27 protein-coding genes and 3 pseudogenes are annotated in these 26,153 nt (G+C 43.7%); 13 read left to right on the top strand and 17 right to left on the bottom strand.

The window, feature by feature from the left end:
• Positions 1–20 precede the first annotated feature (20 nt).
• The gene (locus H6F74_RS19980) at positions 21–521 is read left to right on the top strand and encodes an NfeD family protein (protein ID WP_242022223.1); all 501 of its coding nucleotides are present in this window, start codon (positions 21–23) and stop codon (positions 519–521) included.
• A 44-nt stretch (positions 522–565) separates the two neighbouring features.
• Entirely contained in the window at positions 566–1,549 is a 984-nt protein-coding gene (locus H6F74_RS19975) for an SPFH domain-containing protein (protein ID WP_190443936.1), read from the top strand.
• Between the two features lie 50 nt (positions 1,550–1,599).
• Here the strand turns inward: H6F74_RS19975 and H6F74_RS19970 are convergent, their stop codons facing one another.
• A complete protein-coding gene (locus tag H6F74_RS19970; protein ID WP_190443935.1) occupies positions 1,600–2,004 on the bottom strand; it encodes a Fur family transcriptional regulator in 405 nt (134 codons plus the stop codon).
• A gap of 157 nt (positions 2,005–2,161) precedes the next feature.
• Between H6F74_RS19970 and purS the strand changes: the two genes are divergently transcribed.
• Positions 2,162–2,440 (top strand): phosphoribosylformylglycinamidine synthase subunit PurS, encoded by a 279-nt coding sequence (gene purS, locus H6F74_RS19965; protein ID WP_190421235.1) that lies wholly within the window; start codon positions 2,162–2,164, stop codon positions 2,438–2,440.
• A gap of 80 nt (positions 2,441–2,520) precedes the next feature.
• A complete protein-coding gene (gene purQ / locus H6F74_RS19960) occupies positions 2,521–3,195 on the top strand; it encodes a phosphoribosylformylglycinamidine synthase subunit PurQ (protein ID WP_190443934.1) in 675 nt (224 codons plus the stop codon).
• Here purQ and H6F74_RS19955 read toward each other — a convergent pair.
• Positions 3,159–3,515 carry a hypothetical protein gene (locus tag H6F74_RS19955; protein WP_190443933.1) on the bottom strand — a complete coding sequence of 119 codons (357 nt, stop codon included), beginning with the start codon at positions 3,513–3,515 and terminating at the stop codon, positions 3,159–3,161. The two genes, purQ and H6F74_RS19955, sit on opposite strands and share 37 nt — an antisense overlap.
• Positions 3,516–3,652: 137 nt before the next feature.
• Positions 3,653–4,240 (bottom strand): Uma2 family endonuclease, encoded by a 588-nt coding sequence (locus H6F74_RS19950; RefSeq protein ID WP_190443932.1) that lies wholly within the window; start codon positions 4,238–4,240, stop codon positions 3,653–3,655.
• 249 nt (positions 4,241–4,489) lie between these two features.
• Between H6F74_RS19950 and H6F74_RS19945 the strand changes: the two genes are divergently transcribed.
• The 9 genes from H6F74_RS19945 (at position 4,490) to H6F74_RS19910 (ending at position 15,789) form a co-directional block, all read left to right on the top strand.
• Positions 4,490–5,572, top strand: coding sequence for an iron-containing redox enzyme family protein (locus H6F74_RS19945; RefSeq protein ID WP_190443931.1), 1,083 nt, complete (start codon positions 4,490–4,492; stop codon positions 5,570–5,572).
• A gap of 270 nt (positions 5,573–5,842) precedes the next feature.
• On the top strand, positions 5,843–6,013 hold the full coding sequence (locus H6F74_RS29670) for a hypothetical protein (protein ID WP_206756333.1): 171 nt from the start codon (positions 5,843–5,845) through the stop codon (positions 6,011–6,013).
• Positions 6,014–6,027: 14 nt separating this feature from the next.
• Positions 6,028–6,969 (top strand): WGxxGxxG-CTERM domain-containing protein, encoded by a 942-nt coding sequence (locus H6F74_RS30120; RefSeq protein ID WP_190443930.1) that lies wholly within the window; start codon positions 6,028–6,030, stop codon positions 6,967–6,969.
• Positions 6,970–7,935: 966 nt separating this feature from the next.
• Positions 7,936–8,739 (top strand): phytanoyl-CoA dioxygenase family protein, encoded by an 804-nt coding sequence (locus tag H6F74_RS19935; RefSeq protein ID WP_190443929.1) that lies wholly within the window; start codon positions 7,936–7,938, stop codon positions 8,737–8,739.
• A gap of 678 nt (positions 8,740–9,417) precedes the next feature.
• Positions 9,418–10,410, top strand: a complete 993-nt coding sequence (locus tag H6F74_RS19930) for a PAS domain-containing protein (RefSeq protein ID WP_190443928.1) — start codon at positions 9,418–9,420, stop codon at positions 10,408–10,410.
• Between the two features lie 494 nt (positions 10,411–10,904).
• Positions 10,905–11,918 (top strand): transposase, encoded by a 1,014-nt coding sequence (locus tag H6F74_RS19925; RefSeq protein ID WP_190444105.1) that lies wholly within the window; start codon positions 10,905–10,907, stop codon positions 11,916–11,918.
• A gap of 378 nt (positions 11,919–12,296) precedes the next feature.
• A complete protein-coding gene (locus tag H6F74_RS19920) occupies positions 12,297–12,791 on the top strand; it encodes a DUF2243 domain-containing protein (RefSeq protein WP_190443927.1) in 495 nt (164 codons plus the stop codon).
• Between the two features lie 903 nt (positions 12,792–13,694).
• Positions 13,695–14,249 carry a general stress protein gene (locus tag H6F74_RS19915; RefSeq protein ID WP_190443926.1) on the top strand — a complete coding sequence of 185 codons (555 nt, stop codon included), beginning with the start codon at positions 13,695–13,697 and terminating at the stop codon, positions 14,247–14,249.
• A 571-nt stretch (positions 14,250–14,820) separates the two neighbouring features.
• Entirely contained in the window at positions 14,821–15,789 is a 969-nt protein-coding gene (locus H6F74_RS19910) for a hypothetical protein (RefSeq protein WP_190443925.1), read from the top strand.
• Here H6F74_RS19910 and H6F74_RS19905 read toward each other — a convergent pair.
• The 14 genes and pseudogenes from H6F74_RS19905 to H6F74_RS19850 all read right to left on the bottom strand — a co-directional run bounded on the left by H6F74_RS19905 (position 15,761) and on the right by H6F74_RS19850 (position 26,068).
• Entirely contained in the window at positions 15,761–15,991 is a 231-nt protein-coding gene (locus tag H6F74_RS19905) for a hypothetical protein (protein WP_190443924.1), read from the bottom strand. The genes H6F74_RS19910 and H6F74_RS19905 overlap by 29 nt on opposite strands.
• A gap of 2 nt (positions 15,992–15,993) precedes the next feature.
• A pseudogene (locus tag H6F74_RS31120) lies at positions 15,994–16,319 on the bottom strand (hypothetical protein); the annotation flags it as partial.
• Between the two features lie 251 nt (positions 16,320–16,570).
• The gene (locus H6F74_RS19895; RefSeq protein ID WP_190443922.1) at positions 16,571–16,747 is read right to left on the bottom strand and encodes a hypothetical protein; all 177 of its coding nucleotides are present in this window, start codon (positions 16,745–16,747) and stop codon (positions 16,571–16,573) included.
• Positions 16,748–16,784: 37 nt separating this feature from the next.
• Positions 16,785–16,928, bottom strand: a complete 144-nt coding sequence (locus tag H6F74_RS19890) for a chlorophyll A-B binding protein (RefSeq protein ID WP_190444104.1) — start codon at positions 16,926–16,928, stop codon at positions 16,785–16,787.
• Positions 16,929–17,042: 114 nt separating this feature from the next.
• A pseudogene (locus tag H6F74_RS31115) lies at positions 17,043–17,255 on the bottom strand (high light inducible protein).
• Between the two features lie 661 nt (positions 17,256–17,916).
• A pseudogene (locus tag H6F74_RS31110) lies at positions 17,917–18,030 on the bottom strand (archease); the annotation flags it as partial.
• Complete coding sequence (locus H6F74_RS29450; RefSeq protein ID WP_199301443.1) at positions 18,000–18,149, bottom strand: hypothetical protein; 150 nt, start codon at positions 18,147–18,149, stop codon at positions 18,000–18,002. The gene H6F74_RS29450 and the pseudogene H6F74_RS31110, both read right to left, overlap by 31 nt.
• Before the next feature lie 155 nt (positions 18,150–18,304).
• The gene (locus H6F74_RS19880; protein WP_199301441.1) at positions 18,305–19,768 is read right to left on the bottom strand and encodes a hypothetical protein; all 1,464 of its coding nucleotides are present in this window, start codon (positions 19,766–19,768) and stop codon (positions 18,305–18,307) included.
• Between the two features lie 397 nt (positions 19,769–20,165).
• The gene (locus tag H6F74_RS19875; protein ID WP_190443921.1) at positions 20,166–20,597 is read right to left on the bottom strand and encodes an archease; all 432 of its coding nucleotides are present in this window, start codon (positions 20,595–20,597) and stop codon (positions 20,166–20,168) included.
• A gap of 4 nt (positions 20,598–20,601) precedes the next feature.
• Positions 20,602–21,486, bottom strand: coding sequence for a GTP-binding protein (locus H6F74_RS19870; protein ID WP_190443920.1), 885 nt, complete (start codon positions 21,484–21,486; stop codon positions 20,602–20,604).
• 163 nt (positions 21,487–21,649) lie between these two features.
• Positions 21,650–23,110, bottom strand: coding sequence for an RtcB family protein (locus H6F74_RS19865; protein WP_190443919.1), 1,461 nt, complete (start codon positions 23,108–23,110; stop codon positions 21,650–21,652).
• A gap of 47 nt (positions 23,111–23,157) precedes the next feature.
• Positions 23,158–23,967 carry a lycopene cyclase domain-containing protein gene (locus H6F74_RS19860; protein WP_190443918.1) on the bottom strand — a complete coding sequence of 270 codons (810 nt, stop codon included), beginning with the start codon at positions 23,965–23,967 and terminating at the stop codon, positions 23,158–23,160.
• 16 nt (positions 23,968–23,983) lie between these two features.
• On the bottom strand, positions 23,984–24,193 hold the full coding sequence (locus H6F74_RS19855) for a hypothetical protein (RefSeq protein ID WP_190443917.1): 210 nt from the start codon (positions 24,191–24,193) through the stop codon (positions 23,984–23,986).
• Positions 24,194–24,460: 267 nt separating this feature from the next.
• Entirely contained in the window at positions 24,461–26,068 is a 1,608-nt protein-coding gene (locus H6F74_RS19850; protein WP_190444102.1) for a cyclic peptide export ABC transporter, read from the bottom strand.
• Between the last annotated feature and the right edge of the window lie 85 nt (positions 26,069–26,153).

Genomic DNA, 26,153 nt, shown 5'->3' with positions numbered 1-26,153 from the left:
TCAAGAAGGGATTGAGTTTTATGACGATCTGGTTACTGGTAAGGCAAATAAATACCTCTCCACTTATGGGGTTGCTGGGAAGCTTCTTTGGATTGAACCTGACTATGTTTTGGTTAATAGTAGGGGCAATGCTTTGCTTAGTAGAACTGTTTGTACCAACGGCTTTTACCGCCTTTATGATGGGCATGGGCGCTTTTGTGGTGGCGCTGGTTACGATGCTGCTACCACTGAAGGGGGCTTTTCAGGTGGCGCTTTGGCTGGTGCTTTCCACTGCTTTCGTCTACCTCAGCCATCGCTTGATGCCGAAGCGTCGGGTATCGTCTATTGAAAATGCTACCGAGGCTCAAACCGTTTCAGAGATTTTGCCAGGAGAGACGGGTAGGGTTCTATACGAAGGTAGTTCTTGGCGGGCAAGGTGTGGGGATGAGAAACTAGCGATCGCTCCCAATCAAAAAGTTTACATTGTGGGACGCGAAGGCACAACTCTGATTGTGCTGCCAGCAAATCTGTTGAAGTCATAGTCCTAATATTCTAATCGGACGAGTTACAAAGAACGAGGTTTAAAATGGAATCATTTTTTAGTTTATTGATAGCTTTAGTCCTGGGTGGTTCTGCCCTCTCAGGTGTCAAAATTGTAACCCAAGGAAACGAAGCTTTAGTGGAAACTTTGGGTAAATATAACGGCAAGAAACTCAAGCCGGGTCTAAATTTTGTTATTCCAGTTTATGAAAGAGTAGCTTATCAAGCAACCATTCGGGAAAGAGTTCTAGACATTCCTCCCCAGCAATGTATTACCCGCGACAACGTTTCTATCACTGCTGATGCTGTAGTTTACTGGCGAATTTTGGATTTAGAGAAAGCTTACTATAAAGTGGAAAATCTCCAGTCAGCAATGGTGAATTTAGTATTAACTCAAATTCGCTCAGAAATGGGTAAATTAGAACTAGATGAAACCTTTACAGCCCGTACTCAAATTAATGAACTTTTGCTAAAAGAACTGGACGAATCTACCGATCCTTGGGGAGTAAAAGTCACGCGGGTAGAACTGCGAGATATTGTTCCTTCCAAGGCGGTACAGGAATCAATGGAATTACAAATGTCGGCAGAACGTCGCAAACGGGCGGCAATTTTGACATCTGAAGGCGAACGAGAATCAGCAGTTAACTCTGCTAGAGGTAGGGCTGAAGCGCAAGTTTTAGACGCAGAAGCTCGTCAAAAATCTGCAATTCTGGAGGCGGAAGGTCAACAAAAAACAATCATTCTCAAAGCTCAAGCCGAACGTCAACAGCAAGTTCTTAAAGCTCAGGCTACAGCTGAGGCGATGCAAGTGATTTCAAGAATCCTCAAAACTGATGCCAATGCCCAAGAAGCTCTGCAATTCTTAGTAGCCCAAAATTATATCGAAATGGGGACGACGATTGGCAAGAGTGACAGCAGCAAGGTGATGTTTATGGACCCCCGCAGCATTCCTGGTACTTTGGAGGGACTTCGCTCGATTGTGGGAGAATCTAATCAGCCGCAATTTTTAGATTTAGACGAAGACGCTTAATTAGTTAATGGCTAATGGCGATGAACAATTAGCCATTAGCTATCCTTCAGTTAGCTGTTTTCACTAGCAACAGGAGCGATAGAGCAGCGATCGCATAGTCCAAAAAACTCCAGCGTGTGGTAAAAAATCTTAAAGGAGTGCGACTGTTGCAACTGCGTCTCCAGATTATGAACTGGGCATTCGTTGATGGGAATTGAGTCTCCACACTGCAAACAAGTCAGGTGATGCTTGTCTTGCTGGACACTGCTGTAGAGCGATTCGCCACTAGCCAACGTCCGCACCTGCACTACGCCTTCTAGTTTCAAAGCTTCCAAAGAGCGATAAACTGTTGCTAAACCCATACTCTGATCGCGATTGCGAAGTTCTACATAGATATCCTGAGCTGAGACAGCTCGGTTCATTGTCTTGAGCAGGTTCAGAATCCGATCCTGACTGCGGGTGCGTTGGGCTTTCATGGTCTCATCTGGTTTAGATATTCTTAATCTTTTCAGGTTTTAACTGATAACAGTCTCTATTTCCACGTTAGATCATCGAAGATCACCCATCTTGCACCCGTCCAGCTTTAAAATAGTACATCTGTGACATTGGAAGTGAAAAATTGGGGAATCGTCTGTGAATCTGAAATATCAGGCTAAAATTTACGTGACGCTCCGACCTTCAGTTCTCGATCCAGCTGGCACGGCGGTACAGTCGAGTTTGCAGCATTTGGGATATGAAAATGTCGAGCAGGTGCGAATCGGGAAGTACATTGAGCTGATGGTAACGGCATCTGAGGAGGATGAGGCGCGTCAGCAATTGGATCGGATGTGCGATCAGTTGTTGGCAAATCCGGTAATTGAAAATTATCGGTTTGAATTAATTGAGGTGGAAGCGCAGACAGGCGTGATTTAGGTTTTTCACCCCACCCCAACCCCTCCCCGTCAACGGGGAGGGGCTAAGAGGAAGGAGGGTTTTTGGGAGAAGGAAAAAAAATGAAATTTGGGGTTGTGGTTTTTCCAGGTTCAAATTGCGATCGCGATGTCGCCTATGTGACTCGCGATATGCTTTCTCAGCCGACGCGAATGGTTTGGCATGAAGAAACTGATATTTCGGATTTAGATGTGGTGGTGATTCCGGGTGGTTTCAGCTACGGGGATTATCTGCGTTGCGGCGCGATCGCTCGTTTCTCCCCAGTAATGAAAGCAACAATCGAACACGCCTCACAGGGTAAGTTTGTCTTGGGTATTTGCAACGGTTTTCAGGTGCTAACTGAGGCGGGATTGTTACCTGGGGCTTTGGTACGAAATCGGGATTTGCATTTTATTTGCGATCGCTCTCCTGTCAAAGCCGAGCGCACTAATCTCTCTTGGACGCAAGAATACAAATCTGGGCAAGTTATCACATTACCAATTGCCCACGGCGAAGGTCAATATTACGCCGATGCCGATACTCTGGCAAAGTTGGAAGATAACAATCAAGTCGTCTTCCGCTATGAAGGAGACAATCCCAACGGTTCTATAAATAATATTGCAGGGATTTGCAATATTAAGGGAAATGTACTGGGAATGATGCCGCACCCAGAACGCGCCTCAGACGCTATGCTGGGCGGCACTGATGGCATAAAACTGTTTCAAGGATTGTTAGCAGCAGTCGGTGCAGTGGCGTAGTTGCGGCTTGAGCGAGTGGTGTGGTGATTGTAGGCGATCGCTGCTAGGCTGGCGACAAGACAAGTGCTTCCCAGCCACAGCAGGATGTAGGTAGGAGCCATCACCACGCCTATCTGGAACCAAGTCCAGACGTGAAATACCATTACTAAAGCAAAGAAAATTGCCGCGATCGCACTCCGCCATACTTGGACTGGCGGACGACGGCGTGCAGCGGCAACTACTGTCAGCGTGGTAGCAACCAAGTTGGCTGGAACCAGAAACGCACAAATGGCGATACAGTGGGTGCGCGAGAATTCGGATAAGGTATTTAAGTCGAGCATTATTTTATTGTATCGAATTGCAAAATTTTACAAGACTTTTCTTTTTAGAGAATCACACTCTCTGCTGTTGATAACATTTATTCACATAGACAGGTGATCGCTTTCTTAAAAAAGAGTATTAGCGCGTCTAAATAAAACTACATAATTTGTTTTAAATCTAATACAAACCCAGGTAAAACATCTTCCCCTGATAAAGTTGCCGGATTTTCTAGAATTTCCACATCCTGACCTTGACGATAGATTTCCACTCGCTGGTTTTTTCGGTCTATCAACCAACCCAATCTAGCGCCATTTTCCATGTACTCTTGCATTTTCTCTTGCAATTCTTTGAGAGAATCACTCTTCGATCGCAACTCAATCACAAAATCGGGACAGATGGGAGCAAATCCCTGTTGTTCTTCGGCGGTTAAAGCATCCCAGCGATCGCGACGAATCCAAGACGCATCAGGGGAACGATTTGCGCCATTAGGCAGTGTGAAGCCACTTGAAGAGTCGAAGCCTTTGCCTAGATTAGTCTGTTTGTTCCAGATTCCTAACTCTACGGCAATATCAAAGTTATGGTTGCCAGTTTCGCTACCTGTAGGTGGCATAATAATTAATTCTCCCGCTGCTGTGCGCTCAAATCTATAATCGCGGTTGTTCTGACACAGCTTCCAAAACTGCTCATCAGTCAAATCGATTTTCAATTCGAGAGTTGAAGGCAATGCGATCGCAGCCGTTTGCATAGACTTATCCCTACATCTTCCTCTGGTATACACTTTCTAGTCTAGTTGTGAGCTAAAACCTGACGCATCATCTGGTTTTAATAGCATTTAATAGTTTTTTTTATTTCCATCTACAGGCTGACAAAAGGTTCCCTCTTTAGGAAGTTAGGAATAAAATTTATAAATTCTATTATTAATAAATGTAAATATCTGAACCGAATAAACGTTATCTGCGGATTGTAAGAGTAACAAAGGAATAGACCCAGTATTATGAATTCGCTTACTAACTCTGAGGCGAAAAGTACGCCAACAGCTCAATTAAAATCCACAAATTACGATCGAGCCGAGCAGCAATTTATAAATCTGCTCGAAATGGAAGATTTAGACAAGAAAATACAAGCACAACCAGCGATCGCTACTGACTTTGAAACGGCAATGGGAGCGGCGCTGAAAAGTGCATATGAAGACGCACCGGGCGATGATGCCGCACACCGCTTTTTACAGCGTATACTTTATCGCATTAATCGCCTCAAACTGTTTTGGTACGACGATCTGCGACACTACACTAACGAGCGGTCTATCTACTTGCAATTAGTGCGCGACCAAATTGAGGAAGCTTGGCAAGACTGGGAAATAGCCCAAATTGACGTAGCAGCACTGCAAAAACTTGATCCCAAGCAAGCGCTAATTGATCGTGTAGCTGCCGATCTCGATCCATCTTTGTCAGATGATAGTCGCTATCTGCGGGAACAGATGACTGAGGCAGGTTATCGTCACCTGCTGGCAATTGGTTCCTTTGATGGCTTAGTCGAAGGCAGCCGTTTGTCTCGTATCCTGGGTGGTGCGGCAAATGAGGTGCAGTGTACGCTCACCAAAGTGCTGCTAGAAGAGTACGGTAACGGTCGTTATACTCGCAAGCATTCTACATTTTTTGCCCAGATGCTTAACGAGTTTGGGATGAACACCGAGCCAGAGGCATACTTTGATTTAGTACCTTGGGAAGTGCTGGCTTGCGATAATCATAACTTCCTCGTGACGGAGCGTAAAATCTACTTCTTACGCTACTGCGGTGGACTGACCTATTTTGAAGTGGCTGGCCCTTCATGGTACAGGAACTATTTAGCCGCAGCGCAACGGTTGCAACTATCAGCGGCGGCGATGGGTTATTGGGAACTGCACATTAAGGAAGACGAACGCCACGGACAGTGGATGTTAGATGATGTAGCTTTGCCTCTAGCGGAGCAATACCCAGGTGAAGCGTGGCAGCTGGTGCTAGGGTATGACCAAGAAAAGCTGATGGGCGATCGCGCAGGTTCCGCCGTCGTGCGATCTGTCCGCGAAGCCGAAAGGTAATTGGATTTCTAATTTTCTCTCCTTGTGTAGGGGGTACTTTCAAAGTATCCCCAATGAAATAACCCCAGCAAATTAAGCTTGCCGCGCTACTACGATTTTTCAAGGGTTTTAGGAGTTTTGTCAGTCAATCAGGCTGCCTACAGTAATTACTGTATTCAAAAGCACAGCTTAGCTTAATATCAGGTCAATTCTTTAAGTAGAACTATGTCTATCTTCCGGTAGGAGTTGTAGCAAAAAATAGCAGTTAATCTGCTTTACATACGATAAGTTTTGAGAAAAATAGCAAATACCTCTGGCAATTCCAACCCTAACCAAAACAAGAATTTTCCTGAATCGGTGCTGCGCGATCGCAAAACCTATGACTGTTTTCAATTCAACCGCCAATTAAGTTGCCGAGACCTTGTTGGCAACATCAAAAACCACAGCTGTCTAGAAAATTAAGAGAAAACATTACTATGAAGCCTTCTCATTTGTCCAGAATCTTGTTTGCTGGTACTTTTGCCCTGACTGTAGCCACTCTACCCTTAGCTTTGCCTACTTCTGCCCAGACTGGCGGTGGTGCGGGTGGTTCGGGTTCCGGGACTGGTGGTGCAGGTAGCACTACTGGAACTACTGGAACTACTGGAACTACTGGAACAACAGGGACTGGTGGTGCAGGTAGCACTACTGGAACGACTGGAACGACTGGAACGACTGGAACAACAGGGACTGGTGGTGCAGGTAGCACTACTGGAACTACTGGAACTACTGGAACAACAGGGACTGGTAGTGCAGGTAGCACTACTGGAATAACAGGTGCAGATAGCACTACTGGAACAACAGGGACAACAGGGACTGGTGGTGCAGGTAGCACTACTGGAACTACTGGAACAACAGGGACGACAGGGACTGGTGGTGCAGGTAGCACTACTGGAACTACTGGAACAACAGGGACGACAGGAACGACTGGTGCAGGTAGCACTACTGGAACAACAGGTGCAGATAGCACTACTGGAACTACTGGAACGACAGGAACAACAGGTGCAGATAGCACTACTGGAACGACAGGAACGACAGGAACAACAGGAACGACAGGAACGACAGGTGCAGGTGGTTCAACTTCTGGGACAACCACGGCTCCTTACGGTGCTACGACAACTCCTGGTGGTACGACTGGGACAACCACGGCTCCTGATGCCACGACTGGGGCAACTACGGCTCCTGATGCCACGACTGGAGCAACTACGGCTCCTGATGCCACGACGACAACTCCTGGTGATACTACTGGGACAACCACTTACTCTGGAGTTCGTTCTGAAACACGTGATAGCAATTCCTGGGGCTGGCTAGGTTTGCTTGGTTTAATCGGTTTAGCCAACTTGTTCCGCAAGTCCCCAGAACCTGCGCGTCAACGCTAATCCAAACTGCTGCGAGTGCGGATGGCAGTAAGGTTATGGTGGCGAATTCTGGCTGTTGAAATTAAGCGTTTTAATTTCAACAGTCTAGACAACGGCTGAGATAGACAATTTCCCAGAACACACCTCTTAAAAGTGTGTTCTGGGAAATTGGTGGGATCGCAAGTTTGTTTTAGTATTCAAAGCAATAAAACTTGTTTTTCAGTAAAATATCTTAAATTTAAGAGTAATGAATATATATCTAAATGCCCGACTTCTCAAAGAAGTCGGGCATCTCGCATTCACAAATCGTTTAGGGCTGCTATAGCGTAATATTTTTTAGATGGGTATAAGAAAAAAAACCTGGGAGTTTCTGGGTGGAAGCCAAGGGCAGTGTTAAGGATTTTTACAATAGCGAGAAGCTAGCGTAATCGTGACATATGCGATCGCGTAAACCTCTACTACAACCCGGAACGCTTCCCACACTAGGAGCGAGCCTAGCAAAGTGTATTTGCGCCATTTTGCGTAAGCTCTCTTCCCAGTTGTTACTGAAGGAGCTTCTATGCTGTAGACTCTACGCTTACCGCATAGCCGACCTTATCGCATTGGTTTGTACCTTATGGCTCATGAGTCTAGCGGAGACTTAGGAGTTAATGCCTTATTTTCCCAACCCTTGTAGAAGCTCCCAGGAGCGTTAACCACAGGTTCTGATCTGTTGTCCTTAATAGACAAGATAACTGCTATTGTTTTCACCACCGTCTACCTGAAGAATTGCTTCAACGTTAAGAGTGCGTGTAATCATTTATACACAAAAGCCCCTTACTGAAATCCAGCAACAAGTTAAAACTGCGCTACAAAATATTGGGTTTATGAAGTTTCATTTCAACGCTAAACCTAGTGGCTTGAAGGGGTAGAAGTATTTATTAATGGTTGTTACAACTGGAGTCTAGACAAATACCAAGCCGCTATATGAATGCTTAAAATCAAAATATGATGACAAAGCGTTATAACAACCAACAAATCCAATCGTTCGCCCAATCAGTTCTGAACGATGGCTATTGCGTGTTGCCCAATTACTTCTCTCCAGCAACACTCAATTCCTGGCGTGAGGCTTTCGCGCCAATGCTCTCGGATCACATCGCCCGCGAAGGTAAGCTGCGTAATCGCGGCACATCCCGCTACTATGTCACCCTTCCCTTCACAGCTCCCTTTGCTGACCCCAGTATCTACGAAGATGACGATATTTTGGCAATTGTTGAGCTATTGGTAGGCAAAGATGCAGTCATGTGTCAGCTGGCGACGGACACGCCCTTACTGGGATCTGAATATCAAGATGTGCATAGAGATGCGCCGCCACTTTTCCCGGAAACTGGTGAAGAAACACCACCTTTCCAGCTTGCAGTCAACTTTCCACTCGTAGATATAACCCTGGAAAACGGCCCGATGGAGATTGTGCGCGGTACGCACATGATCTCAAAGGAGGAAGGACTGCGCCGCATGGAGTCGGGTGAAATAAAGTTAGAACCGATCACGATGCGACTAGGTGATGTGATGATCCGCGATGTGCGGGGTCTGCACCGGGGTACTCCTAACTATACGGAAACACCACGCCCGATGGTGGTAATTGGCTATAGTCGTCGCTGGCTATATCGTCCGGAGGTGTGTATTCATGTCCCGCGTGCTACTTACGATACCCTCTCGGAACGCGCCCGCCATTTGTTACGTTTTAATCCGATTGTCGAATCCGTTGATGAAAAACCCAAAGTTGAGGTTTATCAGTCTTACGCTTACTAAGAATATCTAATTGGATTAAAACCGACACCTAAATTACCCTGTTTGCCCAGCTGCATTTTGTTGAATATTTGCAGATGAGACAGGGTAATTGGTTTTAGGAGAATTTTTGTGATGTTTGGAATGCGATCGCATTCCATCCCAAAGTTTCTTGCTTAGCCTTAGCGGGACTTAAACAATTTCTAAGCGGCTAAGGGGGAGCAAGCCTTATCCCAGCAGTATTGCCTCCAAGCCCCTAAAGCGCTTCACCAAAGGCTTTTGTATAGATATTTACAGATAAAATCAAAACTCGATCGTGCCTTTAGGCAGACGAATAGATAAAACAGCCGGGTTAATTTGGAGTAAGTTGGTTAATTGGCTTCAGATAGCGATTTATCAGCGCTAAGAAGGCATTAAGGATACTTAATAGAAAAACTACTAATACTGCAAGTTTTACAAAAGTTTTGTAGCCGGAACTGTAGTAGTATGCTGAATTGTTTAGCGTAGATACAAAAAGCCGATGCTCCTATCTACAGAGGTTGATTCTGGCTCGTCCACCTAATCTTTAAACCCACGGTTTCCTGCCACCATTACTGAAGAAAAGAGCTGAGGGATAGCAACCAGTGCTTATGTGCTTGTTAGAAAAATCCGCACATAGACCTAGATAAACACGTTGATAAAAAAGATGGAGCCAGAAATGATATGAATTTCGATGAATTTTTTCAGGATATAAAGGTTGCACACTGGCGCGCAGCTACTTTGAACGAGTACGCTCGTAAATCGATTTTACAGCAACAAGACCTAGTATTAGAATCTTTCGAGGAGCTGTATGCTGCTTTGGAAAAACTTCAAGTAGCTCAGGAGCAGTTAAGCTTATTAAATCAGAAGCTTGCTGCGGCTCACCAGGTAGCCCAAGCGGAACGCCAGCGCTACCAAGACTTATTGGAATTTATCCCACCCTGTCTGGTGACTGATATGGCAGGGGTCATTCAGGAGGCAAACAGCGCTGCGGCGACGATGCTCAACGTCCCGCAGCGGTTCTTGGTGGGTAAGCCGCTGGTTCTGTTTGTAGTTGAACAAGAGCGTCGAGCGTTTCGTTGGGAACTAAATCGGCTCTGCCAAGTGGATCGGCTTGAGGAGTGGAAAGTGCATTTGCGATCGCGCGATAGGGAGCAGTCTATGGATGTGTCCCTGACGGTAGCTACTATCCGCAACTGGGGAGGCAAAGCGATCGCTCTGCGTTGGCTTCTGCGGGACATCACTCTCGTTGAGGAAGAAGGAGAGGAACTGCGGTTACTCAAAGAAGCTGTGCAACAGATCGAAGAGTGCATCGTTATCACATCAGCCGAACTTGATGAACCTGGCCCAAAAATTCTCTTTGTTAACCCAACTTTTACTAAAATGACGGGTTATACTGCCGAAGAGATTATTGGCAAAACACCACGTATCCTGCAAGGCTCTAAAACAGATCGCTCAGTCTTAGAGAAATTGCGTCGGAACTTGTCGCAGGGACAACCATTTCAGGGTGAGACAATAAACTACAGCAAGGATGGTAAGGAATATAAGGTGCAGTTTAATTGCGCCCCCATCCACAACGAACGAGGAGAAATTAAGCATTTTCTCTCCCGCCAACGCTACATTCCTCTAGAGCATTCCAATGATGCAAATTGTTTGGAAACCCCACCCTCACCGTAAACGGTGAGGGTGGGGTTTCCAAACAAAAGTGATTTTTTTTCAAGTATGCCGATAACGCGATCGCGCTCGAAATTGCTTTGCGAACATTCACTTGTGGATAAATGGTAATTGCTGACATACTCCTGCACTGATTGCAAGCAATGTAGAAGTTGGGTTGAGTAGAGGAACCTCACCCAAGACGCATAAGTTTTTGTTGGGTTTCTCAAACCACATAAAACTTTTCTATAATTAGACTATTAAATTGTTAATTATCATGTCTTTATTAATTAAAATTGCGAAAACAAAAATAAATTTTAATTTTATTCATTTCAACATTTTCAGGACTTACGCAACTGGCTCACCCGAGCGCCATTCAATAGTACGGATGTATTATTTACAGTCAACCGCCAAAGAGGCTCTTACTCAAATTAGTAATAGTAATTGATAGCGTCAGGATGTCTTTAACATTTTATGAGAAAATTAGGAGCGTCGGGCATCAGAATCAGAAGAGAATGATGAAATTTACTAAACTTAACTATTGCCAATACTTACTAAGTAGTCAAATTAATTATACTCTTACCAATTTGGCAGACCATTTGGGGCAGATTAGCCATGATAAAATCAATCGCTATCTTAAGAATGAAAAGCTAACGCCACGTTTACTTTGGGATAATGTCAAAGATATCATAGAAATAAATGATAACGCCTATCTAGTTTTTGATGGTACAGTAATTGATAAACGATATGCTACGGAAATAGAAACAAGCAAACGGCAGTACAGCGGGAACGAACATGGTGTAATCCAAGGAATTGGGCTAACAAATTGTATATATGTCAATCATGAGGTTGGAAAATTTTGGGTAGTTGACTATCGTATTTATGACCCCCAAAGAGATGGAAAAACAAAGATAGACCATGTGATGGAGATGCTGCAAAACCTTGTATACCATAAACGTTTACCGTTTAAAGCCGTCTTAATGGATAGTTGGTATGCCACAAATAAATTGATGTTATATATTGATGATTTGGGTAAATATTATTATTGCCCTCTCAAACGTAATCGACTTGTTGATGATACGGGCAAGGAAAAAGATTATCAGAAAATTGAATTATTATCTTGGGATAAAGAGGAGTTAGAATCAGGTAAAATAGTTAAAATAAAAAAGTTTCCTGGGGCAAAGAAAGTGAAACTATTCCGGGTGACTGTCTCTACCGATAGAACGGATTTTATCGCTACAAACGATTTATCTCAAGACTCGACGGACGTTGTACAAAAAGTGTGTAAGGTGCGTTGGAAGGTTGAGGAGTTTCATAGAGAATTAAAGCAATTGACTGGTATTGAATCATGCCAATGTCGCAAAGGACGGATTCAAAGAAACCACATTGCCTGTGCTATTTTAGTCTGGCTTAGGCTGAAAAATTTAGCTTATCAAAGTGGACAAACCATTTATCAAATTAAGCATGGATTGTTGTCAAATTATTTAGTTAAACAACTAAAACGTCCGGACATTCCCATGTTTATCGTTTAGTTTTTGGGTACTTGGCGAGAGTGCAAGCGCCATTGCTTGTGACAGTTGCGTAAGTCCTGATTTTTTGCTGTTGCACATATGAAAGTTTATAAAGACAGCCAATGTTTTACACACGAAGAAGTAAAAAAAAATAAACTTAAAACTATTTTTAAGTAAACTCTATTAGTTACAGAGGAGCGGATTTTAAAGGTGCATCTCTCATCACTGATAATCCGCACTATCGATTCTTCGGTCTTTGGGATGAGTACAACTTCGTTACCAATGGGTTACGCTGTCTCATTGCTGGGCATACTTTTGTGACTGCTGAGGATGTAGTAAGCCTACCTACACCCCAGATTTAGTCGATATTAGCCTGGATTTGTTAATTGACTAATAAATATGGAAACTAAACAAAACCAACACAGACTACTAATTATTGCTGGTATTCTTCTTGGCATGGGCTTCGCCGGATTTTTTGATGGCATTATGCTGCATCAAATCCTTCAATGGCACCATATGCTGACAAGCGTTCAGCCTACTACGAACATCGGCAATTTTGAAGTAAATACCTTCTGGGATGGTCTTTTCAATGCCAGCACATACGCCATGACTATAGCTGGACTCTTGTTGCTGTGGCGTGCGGGTTTGCGTGGCGATTTTGTGGGGAAATCAAAGACTTTTGGGGGAGCTTTGCTTGTTGGTGCAGGTGCTTTCAACGTAATTGAAGGAATAATTAACCACCACATTCTCGGCATTCATCATGTAAAATCTGGGCCTAATGAACTTGCCTGGGATATTGGATTTCTTATCCTTGGTGCGCTTCTTGCTGTGGTCGGTGGGATTCTATTGCGAGATGGAGGGCGGGAAATCGCAACTACTGAAATCAAAAGCTAAAATTGTAATTTTGTATCCAAATCTTTTTGCATTTACGCAACAACTGGAGCCAATTTACAACCTTAAAAAAATAACCATAGGCTCTTCAATTAAAACTTGACGACAGCAAACAAATAAGAGGCAGTAAACGTGTCTTAAGATAAATTAACCATTAGACCTCTTGCAAAAGTTAGCCCTGAAATAAATTTCGGGCTGAAAGCCAAAGTCAGCTTTAGCTGACTGGCAAACATTTTCAACCCGTTAAAACGGGTTTTAGCTTTAAGCCTGTAGCTTGCTTCTCGCTTTGCGAGTACTTTAGTTCAAGGCATTTATGCAAGAGGTTTATTATAGGTAAGTGGTGGCACTGGATATATTAGCTCTCATGTTTTCCTAGCCATAGAATAAGCAAGGTAGGAAGCGATCGCATCCACTTGTCGGGTGTATCCCAATGCTCGCAAATATATCCCTACGCTACTCAGGTACATTGCTTGTAATTTCCCATCTTCCTTGAGGAGGAGCCAATATTGCTACTTCCGAGATGTTTTTGTATTCTATTTAACAGACTAAATTAACAGTAAGCTGTATCTCCGGTGGGAAGATAGGACAATCCGAGTAAAGGTAAGTTTAAGGTACGGCTGTGAAGTCAACACTTCTCGGTTAAGCCATCAGGCTATTTTGCCTCGATGCTGCACAAACCATGTCTGTTAATGCAACGGCTAAAATTTCTTGAGGCTGCCGAAGGGTAGCCTTTGTCCGTGTAGCCGCACCCTTGAGGGTGGCGGCTATTAACCAAGAAGTATTAACTGTGGAGTACAGCGTAAAGCTAAGAGGAGCAAGGCACTCATAACCTGGTTTCTCTTAAAAAAAGCGGACTAAAACCACAAAAATATCAAAGTAATTCTGCATTTATAGGTGGAGGAAGATATGGAAGTAAGCGATCGCATACATGGTATTGGAGTATTTTCTGACCGTGAAGAAGCCCAACAGGGAATCAATGAATTAAAAGCTTCAGACTTCCCAATGGACAAAGTTTCTGTCATTGCTAGGGATGCAGACCACAACGATCAGCTTAGCGGTGCCGAGATGAGCGATCGCGTTGGTAGTCAAGATGTAGGATCTGCAACAGGAGTGGTGGCTGATGCTGTCACAGGCGCTACCTGGGGTACTATATTAGTTGGGTTGACCAGTCTAGCAATTCCCGGTGTAGGCCCAGTCTTAGCAGCGGGTTCCCTTGGCGTGGCGCTACTTACTGGCGTGGCGGGTACTGGATTGGGAGCATTAGCTAGTAATAATTTGGTTAAGGCGATGACCGATTTAGGCATTCCCGAAGAACAAGCTAGAGGTTATAGCGATCGCCTCCATCTAGGCAAGTATTTGCTTATAGTACATGGCTCAGATGAGGAGATTCATCGCGCTGAAGCAATCTTAAGCAATAAGGGTATTAAAGATTGGGGCATTTTTAATCCCGCACACGTTTAATACTCAGGACAGCACAAACAAAGGATGATTTTTGTAGGGCGGGCCGGAAGGTTCGCCCTCTTTATTACGGGAAGCTGGGATTTTCCTCTTCACCAATCCCCAATTTCCGCCTAATACAAGTGATCTTTAAACCCTACTTTCTCTATCTTAATACATATTGACTTTACCCGCCTTCCTTATTTTGGTATAAAGTCACTCTTAACCTGGGATAGAGGGTGTTAAAAAATATTACGTGTTACTTTATATATAGGCACAAATATGCTCTTAGAAGGAATACCTTTCTGAAATATCTGCGATAAAACAGCAACTGCTCTTATCTAGATGTTTTATCGAGGTTTAAATTTCACCATTAAATATCCAAAGCGAGCCTACTAATACCAATTGGCTAGATTTGCGCTACACTTGCGCTCTTTTGAAGTCTCCTTTTTTAAGGAGAGTAGGGAAAATATGGTGTATAGCATCACAAAGAAAAATTGGTAAAAGTCTAAGTAACGCTTACGCATCTATCCGGTCTATCCTTTCGGGGATAGTTTGTGCTGAGAAGCTTTAAAAATAATTTTTTTGAATTGCTATGACTAGCGGTATATTGCCCACCAAAGGTTCTGAAACTATACAGAACATTCAATCTTTAGAACTTTCTCTTTTGATGACCAAGCTCAAAAATAATATTTGGGCGTTTGGTATTCCATCTTGGCTTTTTGGAATCACCGATAGAAGTTTTGCTTCATTGGCTGATGGATATATCTCTCCAATAGAAATCTTCCAATTATTGACCGCCTTTTTCTTTTTTGGAAGTTGGCTATGTTTGAAACCAGAGCAAACATTTAATAGCGGTGGTGTTAGCACGGTCGAAAGATACCGGAAAGATTCAAATCCTTATCTGGATGAAGTATATATATCTACAGTTCAATCCAGAATGGTTGAACTGCAAGATCAACATATGATCAGCCAGGAATATATTTTGCCTGTTCCCTATCTCTGTCAAATCTATCATTTGTTGAACTTAAAACATCTGGAGACGATTCACAATTTCAGCCTGAATAACTTAAAAGTGATTAATGTTAGCCAGACTCAGCCAACAGAACTGGGTGGAATGGTTAAGTTTCAAACCATTTTAGATTCTCCAGCCAATGCTCTGAGGATTTGGAGGCAGCCGATAGTTGAAGCGGGATTAATATTGCATACTCCCTATACTGTAGAGCTGATAATTCCGGTCTACAACAACAAACATATAACTGTAATGTTTAGTGCTATTCCTCTGAATGAGAATGAGCATAAGTTGTTTATAGACATCTACAGTAATCTGGAATGGCCCAAACCATTGTTGCAAATCATCTTGCATTTTGCCGCTTGTTTGACACTGTTTGAAGATTTACCCTACTTGCGTAAACTAGCAGAAAGAAATATATACCGTTTAGTCAACTTAAGTCGGCGTTCAGATCGAGAAACAATGTGGCTTATGAGAAGATTCGTTGAGCTATATGGTGCGAGGAACCTAGAACCTCAACCACTTAGAGCAATTGAAGCAGTAGGGGAGTAGGGGACTGGAAGGGAGATTTCTCAATTTCCAATCTAAAATCATCCAAAATCGAGATACCTTCAGTAGGAATAAGTGGAAGCGATCGCGCAAAAATTTCATCTAACACTACAACCAGATTGTCCAGTTGTGTTGCAACCATTGTTAACACGCCGTCCAAAACAGGGGATAAAGATGTTGGTGACTCAGCAGTAAGCGATCGCATTTCTACAGAGTATCGGGGTCAACTCCCATCTGGCGCAGCCGCTCCGCTAAACGCTCTGCTCGTTGACGCTCCTGCCTAATTATTTCCTCTGGTGGAATAAGTCGATTGCCATTCTGGTCATACCAATAGAGCCATTCCCTCATGTATCCTTCATGAGTAAGTAGCTTAGTCGGAGTCTACTATTAGGCTTAAATCGCTCTACTCCTAAACTCAGAAAGCTATCCGGTACAATTGCCGCTAATTGGGGTTGATAGTAAACTCCCATATTTACCCCGAAACACCAGTCCCTGCGGTCTGCCCACAGTAGAGCTAAGATTGCTCGTAGTAAGCGATAATTTTATTTTATTCGGAGATGCGATCGCGTTTCTAGAGCGTACCAGGAGTAAATTAGTGGATCTTTTTTGCTGCTTACAATAGCTCTAACTGCGCTTTCAGTTTCTAGGACAGTCTCCGTCGAGGTAGGCTTTCTAGTTCTATATTGGGTTTACCTGAAGTTGAGTTAGTTAATTTTTTATAAAAATCAAAACGTTGACAATTCCTTAAGGAAATGCCAACGTTTAGAACCTCTATTGAGTAGAATTAAAACCCAGCGATTCCGCGATAAAGACTTATAACTACGGTGATAATGGTGATAAGTCCTACTGAAGTGCTGATGATAAATAGAAAAGACGGTTTCTTAGGAAGAGGCGTTTCGCTATCATGCTGCACAGGAGTTTGTTCAGAAGTGTTGGTATTTTTTGTGTCTTCAGTTTTCATGGTTGTCCTAGTTTATGTTTCTTATTGATTACAACAATTACCAGAGATTGCTGAGGGTATCGCTCCAAAAGTGAACAATACCTTGTCCACTTAAAGCCTCAATAATAAGGATTGATACAAAACCAATCATGGCAAAGCGACTATTCCAAATTTCTGAATTTGGTGTAAAGCCTTGTTCTATGTTGACAGCAGCTTCAGTGTATTTTTGTTCTGTTTTTTTCTGGCAGTGCTTGCATATTTTAGATTTCAACAACGACTTGATTAAAAGAGCAAATTCAGATTCAAAAATCCGTAATTACAAAGAGGAAAGATTAGCAATATATTGCCTTTTTAAAAGTATTCGCCAAAAGTGCAGCACTCCCTGACCACTAAATACGTCAATGAGGACGGCAATAACCATTCCAACCCTTGCCAGACGACTATTCCAAATCTCAGCACTAGGGGTAAAGCCCTACTTCCATTCACTGCTGTAGTGCTTATAGCTGAAGTTTTCTTGTCTATCTACAATCTGCATAAGCTCATTCCAAACTGTTTACTTTTAACTATAATATTTGCAATAAACCTTATAATATTCTTTCTAAAGTGGGAAATATTACACAAATTTACTCATCTATCTGGAAAAAAATAATCCCCCCGAATTAACTACTCCTTTACCTACCGCCCCTCATATTGTTAAGCAGAGGAGGGGGTAGGGGGGATAAAATATTTAGCCTCAAAATGGTGAATTAGTATTGGGTAAACATCTGAAGCAGTTTTATACACTAATTGTTTACGAAAAGACATCCCCCTCACTTTTTTTTTATGAGTTTACGGCATATCAACTTGTTAAGGGTAGGAAGGGGTAGGGGGGATAAAATATTTAGCCTCAAAGTGGTGAATCAATATTATAAAAAAATCTGAGGAATCTTTTGGGAGCAGCTTCTATGTACAAAGAATGATGTATTTTGGAAAACTTTGGGTAAGGGTTCAGTAGAAAAGTAATAAAAAGAGGGAAGAGGAAATTTGGGGCGATCGCATCCACCACCCAAGCTGAAATTGAGAAAAGCGCGTAAGCGTTGCGAAAGGTTTTAGCCTATCGCTCAACTTGAACTGGAATAGACCAAGGTGCGATCGCGCTCATAAATTGCTGCTGCGCGATCGCTCTCAATTCCGAAATTCGCAGACACGCGCTAAATATCAAGAATCACCATCGCCGTCCAACCGTCATCGGTTTTTTCTAGTTGAAAACGGTGTAAACTAACAGCTTTGATATCTACTTGGTGTTGATGGCGATCGCCATCAACAACGATCGCGCGTTTCTCACTACGAGGTGACGTGGCTGGAGCCTTTGATTTGCTTGCCTGCTTGTCGCAACTGGCGTGTCAGTTGCAGGTTCAGTAATACCAGTGTTAGTCCCAGACACGTAATTACCAGAAAAACGCTCTCCTGGTTTAGTAAGAAAGCGAAGGGAAAGACAATAGACAGCGACAGCACCGCCAATGGAGCGAAATTGCCAATTCCCAGTACTACAAAAATAGTTGGGGGCAATAAGATTATTGCCCCCAGCGTACCTGCTGCTCAGAGCGTCCGTTGCTGAGTTCGCATGAATAATCGCAGTTGGGCTATGCTTGCGTAAATTAGCATTAAGCTAGCCACTAAAGTAAGACCAAACAACGCCCCAGTTCTGCTCTCATTTACTTTTACAGCAGCATTTATACCAGTAGCTGATTGTGCAGGGGACAGTAAAATAAATAAAGCCAAGGGGATGATCGCAATCACTACATTCAGCGCGATCGCTACTACCGCTGGACTTTTTTCACCCCAAATTAAGTCCTTTACCAACGAGCTATCAGCGAATCTCTTGCTATTAGAACCCCTCTTGGGTCGAGCGCTTACCCAATCCTGTAGAGTTTGGCGATGAGGCGTCACAGCAGCAATTAAACAGAGGTATAGCAACAGATTCAACAACGATAGCGCCAAGAGGTTTTCTAACAGCGGCGCAGCGTAAACGCTACGATTTTCTATGGAGTTGTAATTGGCACATCCTAGAGTCAAAACTGTAAAGCAAGCAGTTAACAAATAACTCTGCTGCTTACTTAACATAGTGGCATTGGGGTTACGAAAGCAACGCTGCCAAGCCTGCCAAATAAACCAAGTCAAAATGCCGTAATTCAACAGCACAAAGCCGACGGCAGTGAAAACATTATTACCCAATGGTAAACTAAACCACTTAAAACCTTCTAACCCTGTGGCGAAAGATTCATTAAAAGAACTAGCAGACAAATGTGGGATTAGACAAAAGGGGTTAAGTAACTTCAGCCAAGTAGTGGAATTATAGTAACTGGTGGTACTTATTCCCTTAGATAGCATTAGTGAAGCAAGAACCATACCACTGCCCAACCAACCTTGAAAACCGCCTAGCCAAGAACTGACAATCCCATATAGCAACGCAGCACTGTAAAAGAAAATACAGCTACCAGCGAGAACCCCATAGAAACTCAAAATTTCTCCCAAAGGAATTTTGGCGGCGAGTCCAGCCCACAAATGGAAAGGAACTGCAACGACGGCTACCAGATAAATCAAAATCGGAACCCCCAGCAGTTTTCCCGTCAAAATACCCGCAGTAGAGTGAGGGGTGAGGCGAGTAAAATTCAGGGTGCCGCGACGTTGTTCAGTAGCCAAATCACTAATTAGCAAATAGGTTCCTGCTAGTAACAGGATTAAGATGCCAATAATGCTCAGGTATATAAATCGGTCTAGTGACCATAATTGCCACTTGATGACAATATTGCCTAATCCATCCCCCAAGCATTGCGGTTCACTACTATTAGGAAGGGGCTTACCCGTGCAATATTTGTTGTAGATATCCGCGATTCGGTTAACAGAATTCGGCAGCTGGGTTTGAAAATACATGAATATTCCAAATTGACCCAGCACAGAGATAACAGTTGCCAGCAGAATGTTGCGAGGTTTAAGACGGCCTTTGAGTTCCCGCAACAGTTGGGGATTCCAGTTACCCAGTGGTTCTATCAAATTGTGCATTATGGGAAAAATCTCCTCTTGAAAGGATGTTTATAAATACCCACTGCGATTGGAAGGATAAGGGTATCCTGTAAGTTATGGATATACAGACGAAAGACGAAATCTGCCTTCGCAGGTTTCCAAACTTGGGTTTTTGGTGAGTCGGCGTTAGCGTAGCGTGCCGTAGGCTAGAGAGGCTTAGCTTGGATAATATTTTCCCCGGTCAGAGTATTTAAATCGACTGTCACTGACTTAAAGGAGAATTAGTCATTCTTTGAGAAACTACAGAGTAGGGGCAATTCATGCGCCCCTACAAACAACCTATGTTCCACTCGATAGAGAACTGCTATATTCGCTGCAATCTTATAAATATCCGCATCGGCATTTACAATTTGCAAAGCCTTTTTGCAGACACGCGCTAAATATCAAGGATTACCATTGCTGTCCAACCGTCATCTGTTTTTTCCAATTGGAACTGGTGTAAAGTAACCGCTTTGACATCTACCCGTTGTTGATGGCGATCGCTATCTAGCTTTTCTCCCTTCGTAACCGCACTTAGCTGATGCACTCCATCTTTCTCGGATATCTCAACCTGCTGCGCCCTCAGCAGTAGTAACTCGCTGTCTTTGTAGTAGATGAATTCTTGCAGGAAATTAAACAGCAGCATATCCAATTCATCGTTTTCTAAGCTGAAGGTGCGCGTCTCGGTTAGCGCGATCGCATCCAGATTATCAATCATCACGTTCATGGTTGCATCACCCGCCGCGATGAAAAGCTCCTCTAAATCCTTTCCCCAAGCGTGAAAAGCAATATCAGCAGTGGCAACATCTTCAAGAAACTCATAAGGCATAGGATTATTGCTCACACGACTTTAACTGACTAATAATTTCTTCCTTGCGATCGCTTACCTGTTTGCCGATAAAAACTAGCTCCGTCCCCTGTTGCTCAAATGGCTCCAGATCCCAACGTCCAGCCACGAAATTAAAAAGATAGTTTCCTTCAGGAAATCGTACAAAACCTTTCGCCCGATAAACATCTGTCCCAAGTGAGTCGGCAAATTCTTCAAAACATTGCCGATCGAAAGTGGCAGGACTTGTCGTGCTAAAGGATTCAAATTCAAGTTGGTGAACGTGATGAGGTTGCGGTTGAACTCGCTCTCGACCAATACCAAATAGTAAATCTGGGTCTACTTGGCATCGCTTAGTATGTAAAATTGAGGCAACTTCGTTGAAGGAGCGCAATTTATCTTCGATTGCCTTTAACTCGTTTTCGGAAACCAAATCAACTTTGTTCAAAAGGAGAGTGTCTGCTGCTTCTATTTGTATCCGAGTTGTATGTCCCACAGACGGATATTTCACCATTGCATCTGCATCGATAACCGTCACAACCCCATCCAGCCGCACTTTGGTTAAGCTTTCTTGAATGTCGAACACCAGCGCATCTGGTTCTGCAACCCCAGTTGTCTCCACCACAATATTATCCGGGTCAACACTATCAATGATTTCATTGACAGCGGCTTCAAATTCTCCTAGCAGCGAACAGCATACGCAACCGCCACCCAAATCCGCCATTTGGACATTTTTGCCTTGAATGATTTTAGTATCGATACCAATCTCGCCAAATTCATTCATCAAAATGGCAATCTTTTTAGGAAAAGAGTCGAGAATGTGACGAAGCAGAGTTGTTTTTCCGCTTCCGAGTGGCCCCGTAATGACTGTAAGTGGCGTGCGTACCTGCATAAACTATCCCTTTGATGGAACTGCACTGCGATGATTGAAGAAATTCCAGCGAGAATACATTTACTTCCGGCTAAAGGCTCCCCCTACGTCGCAGACTAGCCGGAATACAAGAGTGTTGTTGTGTCTCTGTGCATCAGGCGATCGCGCAAATGTTAAATTTGCTTTATCCTTTAATATTTCCAATCGGTGTCAACCGCACCACCTTTTTGCTAATCCCCGCTAACTCAGCCGCTTCAATCACATCATCGATGTCTTTGTAAGCTGCACCCGCTTCTTCTGCTAGTCCAGACATTGAAGTACTGCGGACATAAATACCCTTCTTCTGCATATCTTTCAAGAGTGTTTCTCCCTTCCAAGCTTTTCGCGCCTTGGTACGACTCATTGTGCGTCCGCTTCCGTGTGCAGTGCTGAAGAAAGTCTGATCGCCAGTGGGTACGCCGACTAATAAATAAGATCCGGTTTCCATACTGCCGCCAATGATAACCGGCTGACCAATATTCTTGTAGCGTTCCGGAATATCTGCCATTCCCGGTGCAAAAGCGCGAGTGGCACCTTTACGATGGACGAGGAGCGATCGCTTTTTCCCATCCACAACATGACTCTCTAGCTTGGCGGTATTATGGGCGACATCATAAACCATGTGCATCCCCAAGTCTTCCGCCGAACGTTCAAAGATATCCGAAAATACTTCGCGGATGCGATGCAGAATCACTTGACGATTGGCATAAGACATATTGATGCCGCATTTCATCGCAGAAAAATAGGCTTGTCCTTCCGGAGAATCAAAGGGCGCACAAGCTAATTCTCGATCAAGTATTTTAATTCCATACTTGCTATCCATTACCTTTAAAAATCTTTGCAGATAGTCAGTTGCCACCTGATGACCAAATCCGCGACTTCCACAGTGGAACATCACCACCACCTGATCTGGCATGGTAATTCCCATCGTCTTGGCTAACTCTGGATCGAAAATATCGTGCTTTCGAGCAACTTGAATTTCTAAATAATGATTGCCAGATCCTAGAGTTCCAATTTGATTGAAACCCCGGTCAATTGCCTTATCACTAATCTTTGCAGAATCAGCACCTTTAATGCAGCCGTTTTCTTCAACGAGTTCTAAATCTTCTTCCCAACCATAGCCATTATTAACGCACCACTGAGCGCCTTGTTCGACCACTTTGCGAAAGTCATTCCGGGACAATTTCACAAAACCGCTGCTTCCCACTCCAGCCGGAACCCTTTCGTAGAGCCTATCTACCAGCTTTTTAATATAGGGTTTGACTTCATGGTAGGTCAGGTTTGTAACCATCAAGCGCATTCCGCAATTGATATCAAAACCGATACCGCCGGGGGAAATTACGCCTCCCTTTTCCACATCCATCGCCGCCACGCCACCAATCGGAAAACCATAGCCAAAGTGTCCGTCGGGCATACACAAAGCATATTTGGTGATTCCTGGCAGCGTCGCGACATTCGTTACTTGGTCGTATACCGCTTCATCTAATTCGGAAATGATCTTCTCTGTTCCATAAATCCGGGCGGGAACGCGCATCCCTTCCTTGTAGGAAACCGGAATTTCCCATACTGTGTCAGAAATTTGTTCTAAAAATTCCTTAATAGGCATCTCGGTTTTACTCCCAAAAGGTGATGTGGAAAATAGAGGCAACCATCTCAAACCGTATCGTTAGGCTCTACCTGAGCAAGAGCTTTTGGAAGTTCTGGTCGCCCATTATTAAGAATAGGGAAAGAGATGAGTGGTAAGAGCGATCGCATATTCCCCACCAATAGAAACAGTAAAAGTCCTTGCACCACTAGCAGGTTCGTGATTAAAAAGAACGTCGCCTCCTCAATCGGCAACCCAAACGGCTTAAATCCAATGCTATAGGTCTCAGAAATGCTCCAAATGCCCTGTCCGATGGCGATGCGGTCGGCTATCCACAGGTAAACTGTAGGGATCAGAGTGCCAATCAGCCAAGCGTCTTTTCTCGCCCAGAGTTGCTTTGCTCCAACTCCCCACTGTAGCGCCAGTACGGGGCCTGCCCAAGCTAAAATTAGCCCCATGTACACAGTCTTATCCGACTGCAACATGAAAGCTCCAGCAATGCTGAGAACGAGCCAGAAAACGATGCCAGATGCTCGCAGCCAAGCAGAATCCTCCTGCTTTACCGGTTCGGTGGTGCGAGGAAACACCCAATAGAACCAAAGACCCGTCAGGAGTGGCTGAAGGATGAAGAATAAATATTCTTCCACGGGTACGTAGCCAATCGTACCTATTACACGACCCGCGCCGTAGTTCCACACATCGCGCCAAACCAGGTAGTTGTCCCACGGGGTGGTGTAGATTGTTGCAACCAGTGCAATTAGCGGTAGCCCCAACCAAGCCCTAACTCCTCCCATACCAGCCAGAGGTTGGCGCTGAAGCCATGCCAGTAGGAGGAGCGGTGGCAGGATAAAGACAAGGTGAAACGCCAAATAGGTCATTGTTGCTGCTGATGTTCTAGACGTTAATGATGCCGAAGTAAAAGCCAGCAAAAAGCAAAAGCAGCAGCAGGCTAATTAGGGTAATGCTGATCCGAAATGGCTTTGGAGGCAAGTCTTCAGAGGTAATTACACTATCCCGTTGTACCTGAGTAATTGGATCAGAGTTCTTGTCTTCCGGTTTTACCAGATCCCGTGCTGTATTTGTATTGCCGTGTGTCGGTTCCATTGGCGGTTCTATTTGCGTCCTACATAACTCTTCTGCTATCTATCTTCGAGAAACTGCTCTTGGGCTACCTCGTTCTTAAGAACTACCTTAGCGTGGAGGGTAGTTATGCCAGAGGAGTTAGCCTTGCGTGAAGTTAAGTTGTTATTATAAATACAGAAATTTTCAGGCAAGAGATTTAAAAGCATTTTTATATGGAAGAGTTAGGAGTTGTTCCAGAGGCGATTTATCGTATCTGATGCTTTTGGTAATTGGGTTTCGGTACTTAACCTACGCTAATTTTCCGTAGTCTAGTTTTATTGTTTTATCTGCTAGATGAAAATAGCGATCATCGTGGCTAATTACCAGTATGGTTTTACCTTTACTTTTAAGCTCTGGTAAAAGTTGTTTGTAGAAAATTTCCCTAAAGAAAGGGTCTTGATCTGATGCCCATTCATCAAATAGGTAAATCGGGCGGTCTTCCAGGTAAGCGGTGAGGAGAGCAAGACGCTTGCGCTGTCCTTGGGAAAGTTCTGTGGTGGAAAGTACGCCATTTTTTATCTGGACTTTATGCTCTAACTGAAGTTGTCTTAAATACTCTTGGGCTTGGCTATCGAGGTTGTTAATATTAATCCCTAAAATGCGCTCAAATAAATAAAAATCTGAAAATACTGTGGCGAATAGCTGACGATAAGATTCTCTATTATTATCAGTAATTTGTTCTCCATTCAGATGAATTTTCCCCGATTCAGGAATATATAAACCAGCGATAATTTTAGCAAGGGTGGACTTACCACTGCCATTACCGCCAACAATAAAAACCAGTTCGCCTGGATGAAAAGTCAAGCTAATTGGGCCAAGGGTAAAATTACTTTCTTCCTGTTCTCTACGATAAGTATGGCTGATTTGGGTGAGTTCTACACTTTTGAAAAATGGCTCCGGGTCAGGTTGATCTTGGGGAATATTTTCGGAACGGCTGGCTAAAGATAAGCCTAAAGTATCAATCTTTTGTAAAGCAACACTGGCTTGGCTGAGTCCGGGTAGTATTTGTAAGATGCTCTGAATCGGCCGCATTATAAAGGTAAGGGTGAGGACATATCCAGATAGAACGGATGTGTTAATTGTTGTAAGTTGGGGAAGACCAAATACTAATAAGCCAAGAAGGATGAAAAAGAGAAGGTCGCCAAAACTAGAAGCGATCGCTAAAATCCTTAAACTGGTGACTCTGTAATCTCGTGACAATGCAGCAGTGACTTGGAGTTCTTCGGTGAGGAAGGCTTCGCGGCGACGAACGTTTAGTTTGAGTTCTTTAATTCCGTCTGTGATGGCGCGAAAGTGCTTGAATAGCCGATCCTGTTCGTCACGAGCAAGTTTTAGAAGACGATCGGCTTTAGATAATAGAAATTGAACGCTACCAATGGCGACAACTAAAAATACTACCGTTATTAGTAATACTACCCAGGAAAGCGAGCCTAAATAAACTAAGCACCCGAAAATTATGGCAATGTCAATGCAAAGGAAAGGAATGTTGAACACTGCAATAGAGATTGCTTGTATATCTTCTGTTAATGTTGCTAAAATCCGGTTCGCTCCTAGTTCTTCTAGGTGACGCAAGGGGCATGATAAAATTAAACCGCTCAAGTGCAGTCGCAGTTTATAAACGGCTTCTTGCGATAAACTAACCAGCAAAAATCCGGAGATTAAGCTAGTTACAAGGGTGACGATGGCTAATCCCACAAAACCCCAGAGTAGTTGATTTGTGGATGTGTTGTTGCTGCTGAGGGCGTTGTTGATCGAGGCGATGAGGAAAGCACTACAAGCTCCACTGATGGAACCTGTAAAGGCTGCGATCGCTACTGTAACCCAAGACGCACGCAGAAGAAACCCGATTAGATTCATTTTTGTCTGACTTGTTGGGTGCGATACATCTATAAGGACATGGCAATGCCATGTCCCTACTTTGACGCTTGACTCAAATTTTACA

Source organism: Trichocoleus sp. FACHB-90, assembly GCF_014695505.1.
In the GTDB taxonomy this organism is placed as follows: domain Bacteria; phylum Cyanobacteriota; class Cyanobacteriia; order Cyanobacteriales; family FACHB-T130; genus Funiculus; species Funiculus sociatus.
The sequence above is the reverse complement of the archived record's forward strand: the minus strand, read 5'-3'. Positions and strand labels throughout refer to the sequence as shown.

Coding starts and splice junctions, on each gene's coding strand:
- H6F74_RS19920 (WP_190443927.1), top strand. CDS start 12,297: ATGGAAACTAAACAAAACCAACACAGACTACTAATTATTGCTGGTATT.
- H6F74_RS19975 (WP_190443936.1), top strand. CDS start 566: ATGGAATCATTTTTTAGTTTATTGATAGCTTTAGTCCTGGGTGGTTCT.
- H6F74_RS19930 (WP_190443928.1), top strand. CDS start 9,418: ATGAATTTCGATGAATTTTTTCAGGATATAAAGGTTGCACACTGGCGC.
- H6F74_RS19880 (WP_199301441.1), bottom strand. CDS start 19,768: ATGCACAATTTGATAGAACCACTGGGTAACTGGAATCCCCAACTGTTG.
- H6F74_RS19915 (WP_190443926.1), top strand. CDS start 13,695: ATGGAAGTAAGCGATCGCATACATGGTATTGGAGTATTTTCTGACCGT.
- H6F74_RS19980 (WP_242022223.1), top strand. CDS start 21: ATGACGATCTGGTTACTGGTAAGGCAAATAAATACCTCTCCACTTATG.
- H6F74_RS19910 (WP_190443925.1), top strand. CDS start 14,821: ATGACTAGCGGTATATTGCCCACCAAAGGTTCTGAAACTATACAGAAC.
- H6F74_RS19955 (WP_190443933.1), bottom strand. CDS start 3,515: ATGCTCGACTTAAATACCTTATCCGAATTCTCGCGCACCCACTGTATC.
- H6F74_RS19950 (WP_190443932.1), bottom strand. CDS start 4,240: ATGCAAACGGCTGCGATCGCATTGCCTTCAACTCTCGAATTGAAAATC.
- purQ (WP_190443934.1), top strand. CDS start 2,521: ATGAAATTTGGGGTTGTGGTTTTTCCAGGTTCAAATTGCGATCGCGAT.
- H6F74_RS19970 (WP_190443935.1), bottom strand. CDS start 2,004: ATGAAAGCCCAACGCACCCGCAGTCAGGATCGGATTCTGAACCTGCTC.
- H6F74_RS19895 (WP_190443922.1), bottom strand. CDS start 16,747: ATGAAAACTGAAGACACAAAAAATACCAACACTTCTGAACAAACTCCT.
- H6F74_RS19905 (WP_190443924.1), bottom strand. CDS start 15,991: ATGCGATCGCTTACTGCTGAGTCACCAACATCTTTATCCCCTGTTTTG.
- H6F74_RS19945 (WP_190443931.1), top strand. CDS start 4,490: ATGAATTCGCTTACTAACTCTGAGGCGAAAAGTACGCCAACAGCTCAA.
- H6F74_RS19875 (WP_190443921.1), bottom strand. CDS start 20,597: ATGCCTTATGAGTTTCTTGAAGATGTTGCCACTGCTGATATTGCTTTT.
- H6F74_RS19850 (WP_190444102.1), bottom strand. CDS start 26,068: ATGAATCTAATCGGGTTTCTTCTGCGTGCGTCTTGGGTTACAGTAGCG.
- H6F74_RS19925 (WP_190444105.1), top strand. CDS start 10,905: ATGAAATTTACTAAACTTAACTATTGCCAATACTTACTAAGTAGTCAA.
- H6F74_RS19935 (WP_190443929.1), top strand. CDS start 7,936: ATGATGACAAAGCGTTATAACAACCAACAAATCCAATCGTTCGCCCAA.
- H6F74_RS19860 (WP_190443918.1), bottom strand. CDS start 23,967: ATGACCTATTTGGCGTTTCACCTTGTCTTTATCCTGCCACCGCTCCTC.
- H6F74_RS19855 (WP_190443917.1), bottom strand. CDS start 24,193: ATGGAACCGACACACGGCAATACAAATACAGCACGGGATCTGGTAAAA.
- H6F74_RS19865 (WP_190443919.1), bottom strand. CDS start 23,110: ATGCCTATTAAGGAATTTTTAGAACAAATTTCTGACACAGTATGGGAA.
- H6F74_RS19870 (WP_190443920.1), bottom strand. CDS start 21,486: ATGCAGGTACGCACGCCACTTACAGTCATTACGGGGCCACTCGGAAGC.
- H6F74_RS30120 (WP_190443930.1), top strand. CDS start 6,028: ATGAAGCCTTCTCATTTGTCCAGAATCTTGTTTGCTGGTACTTTTGCC.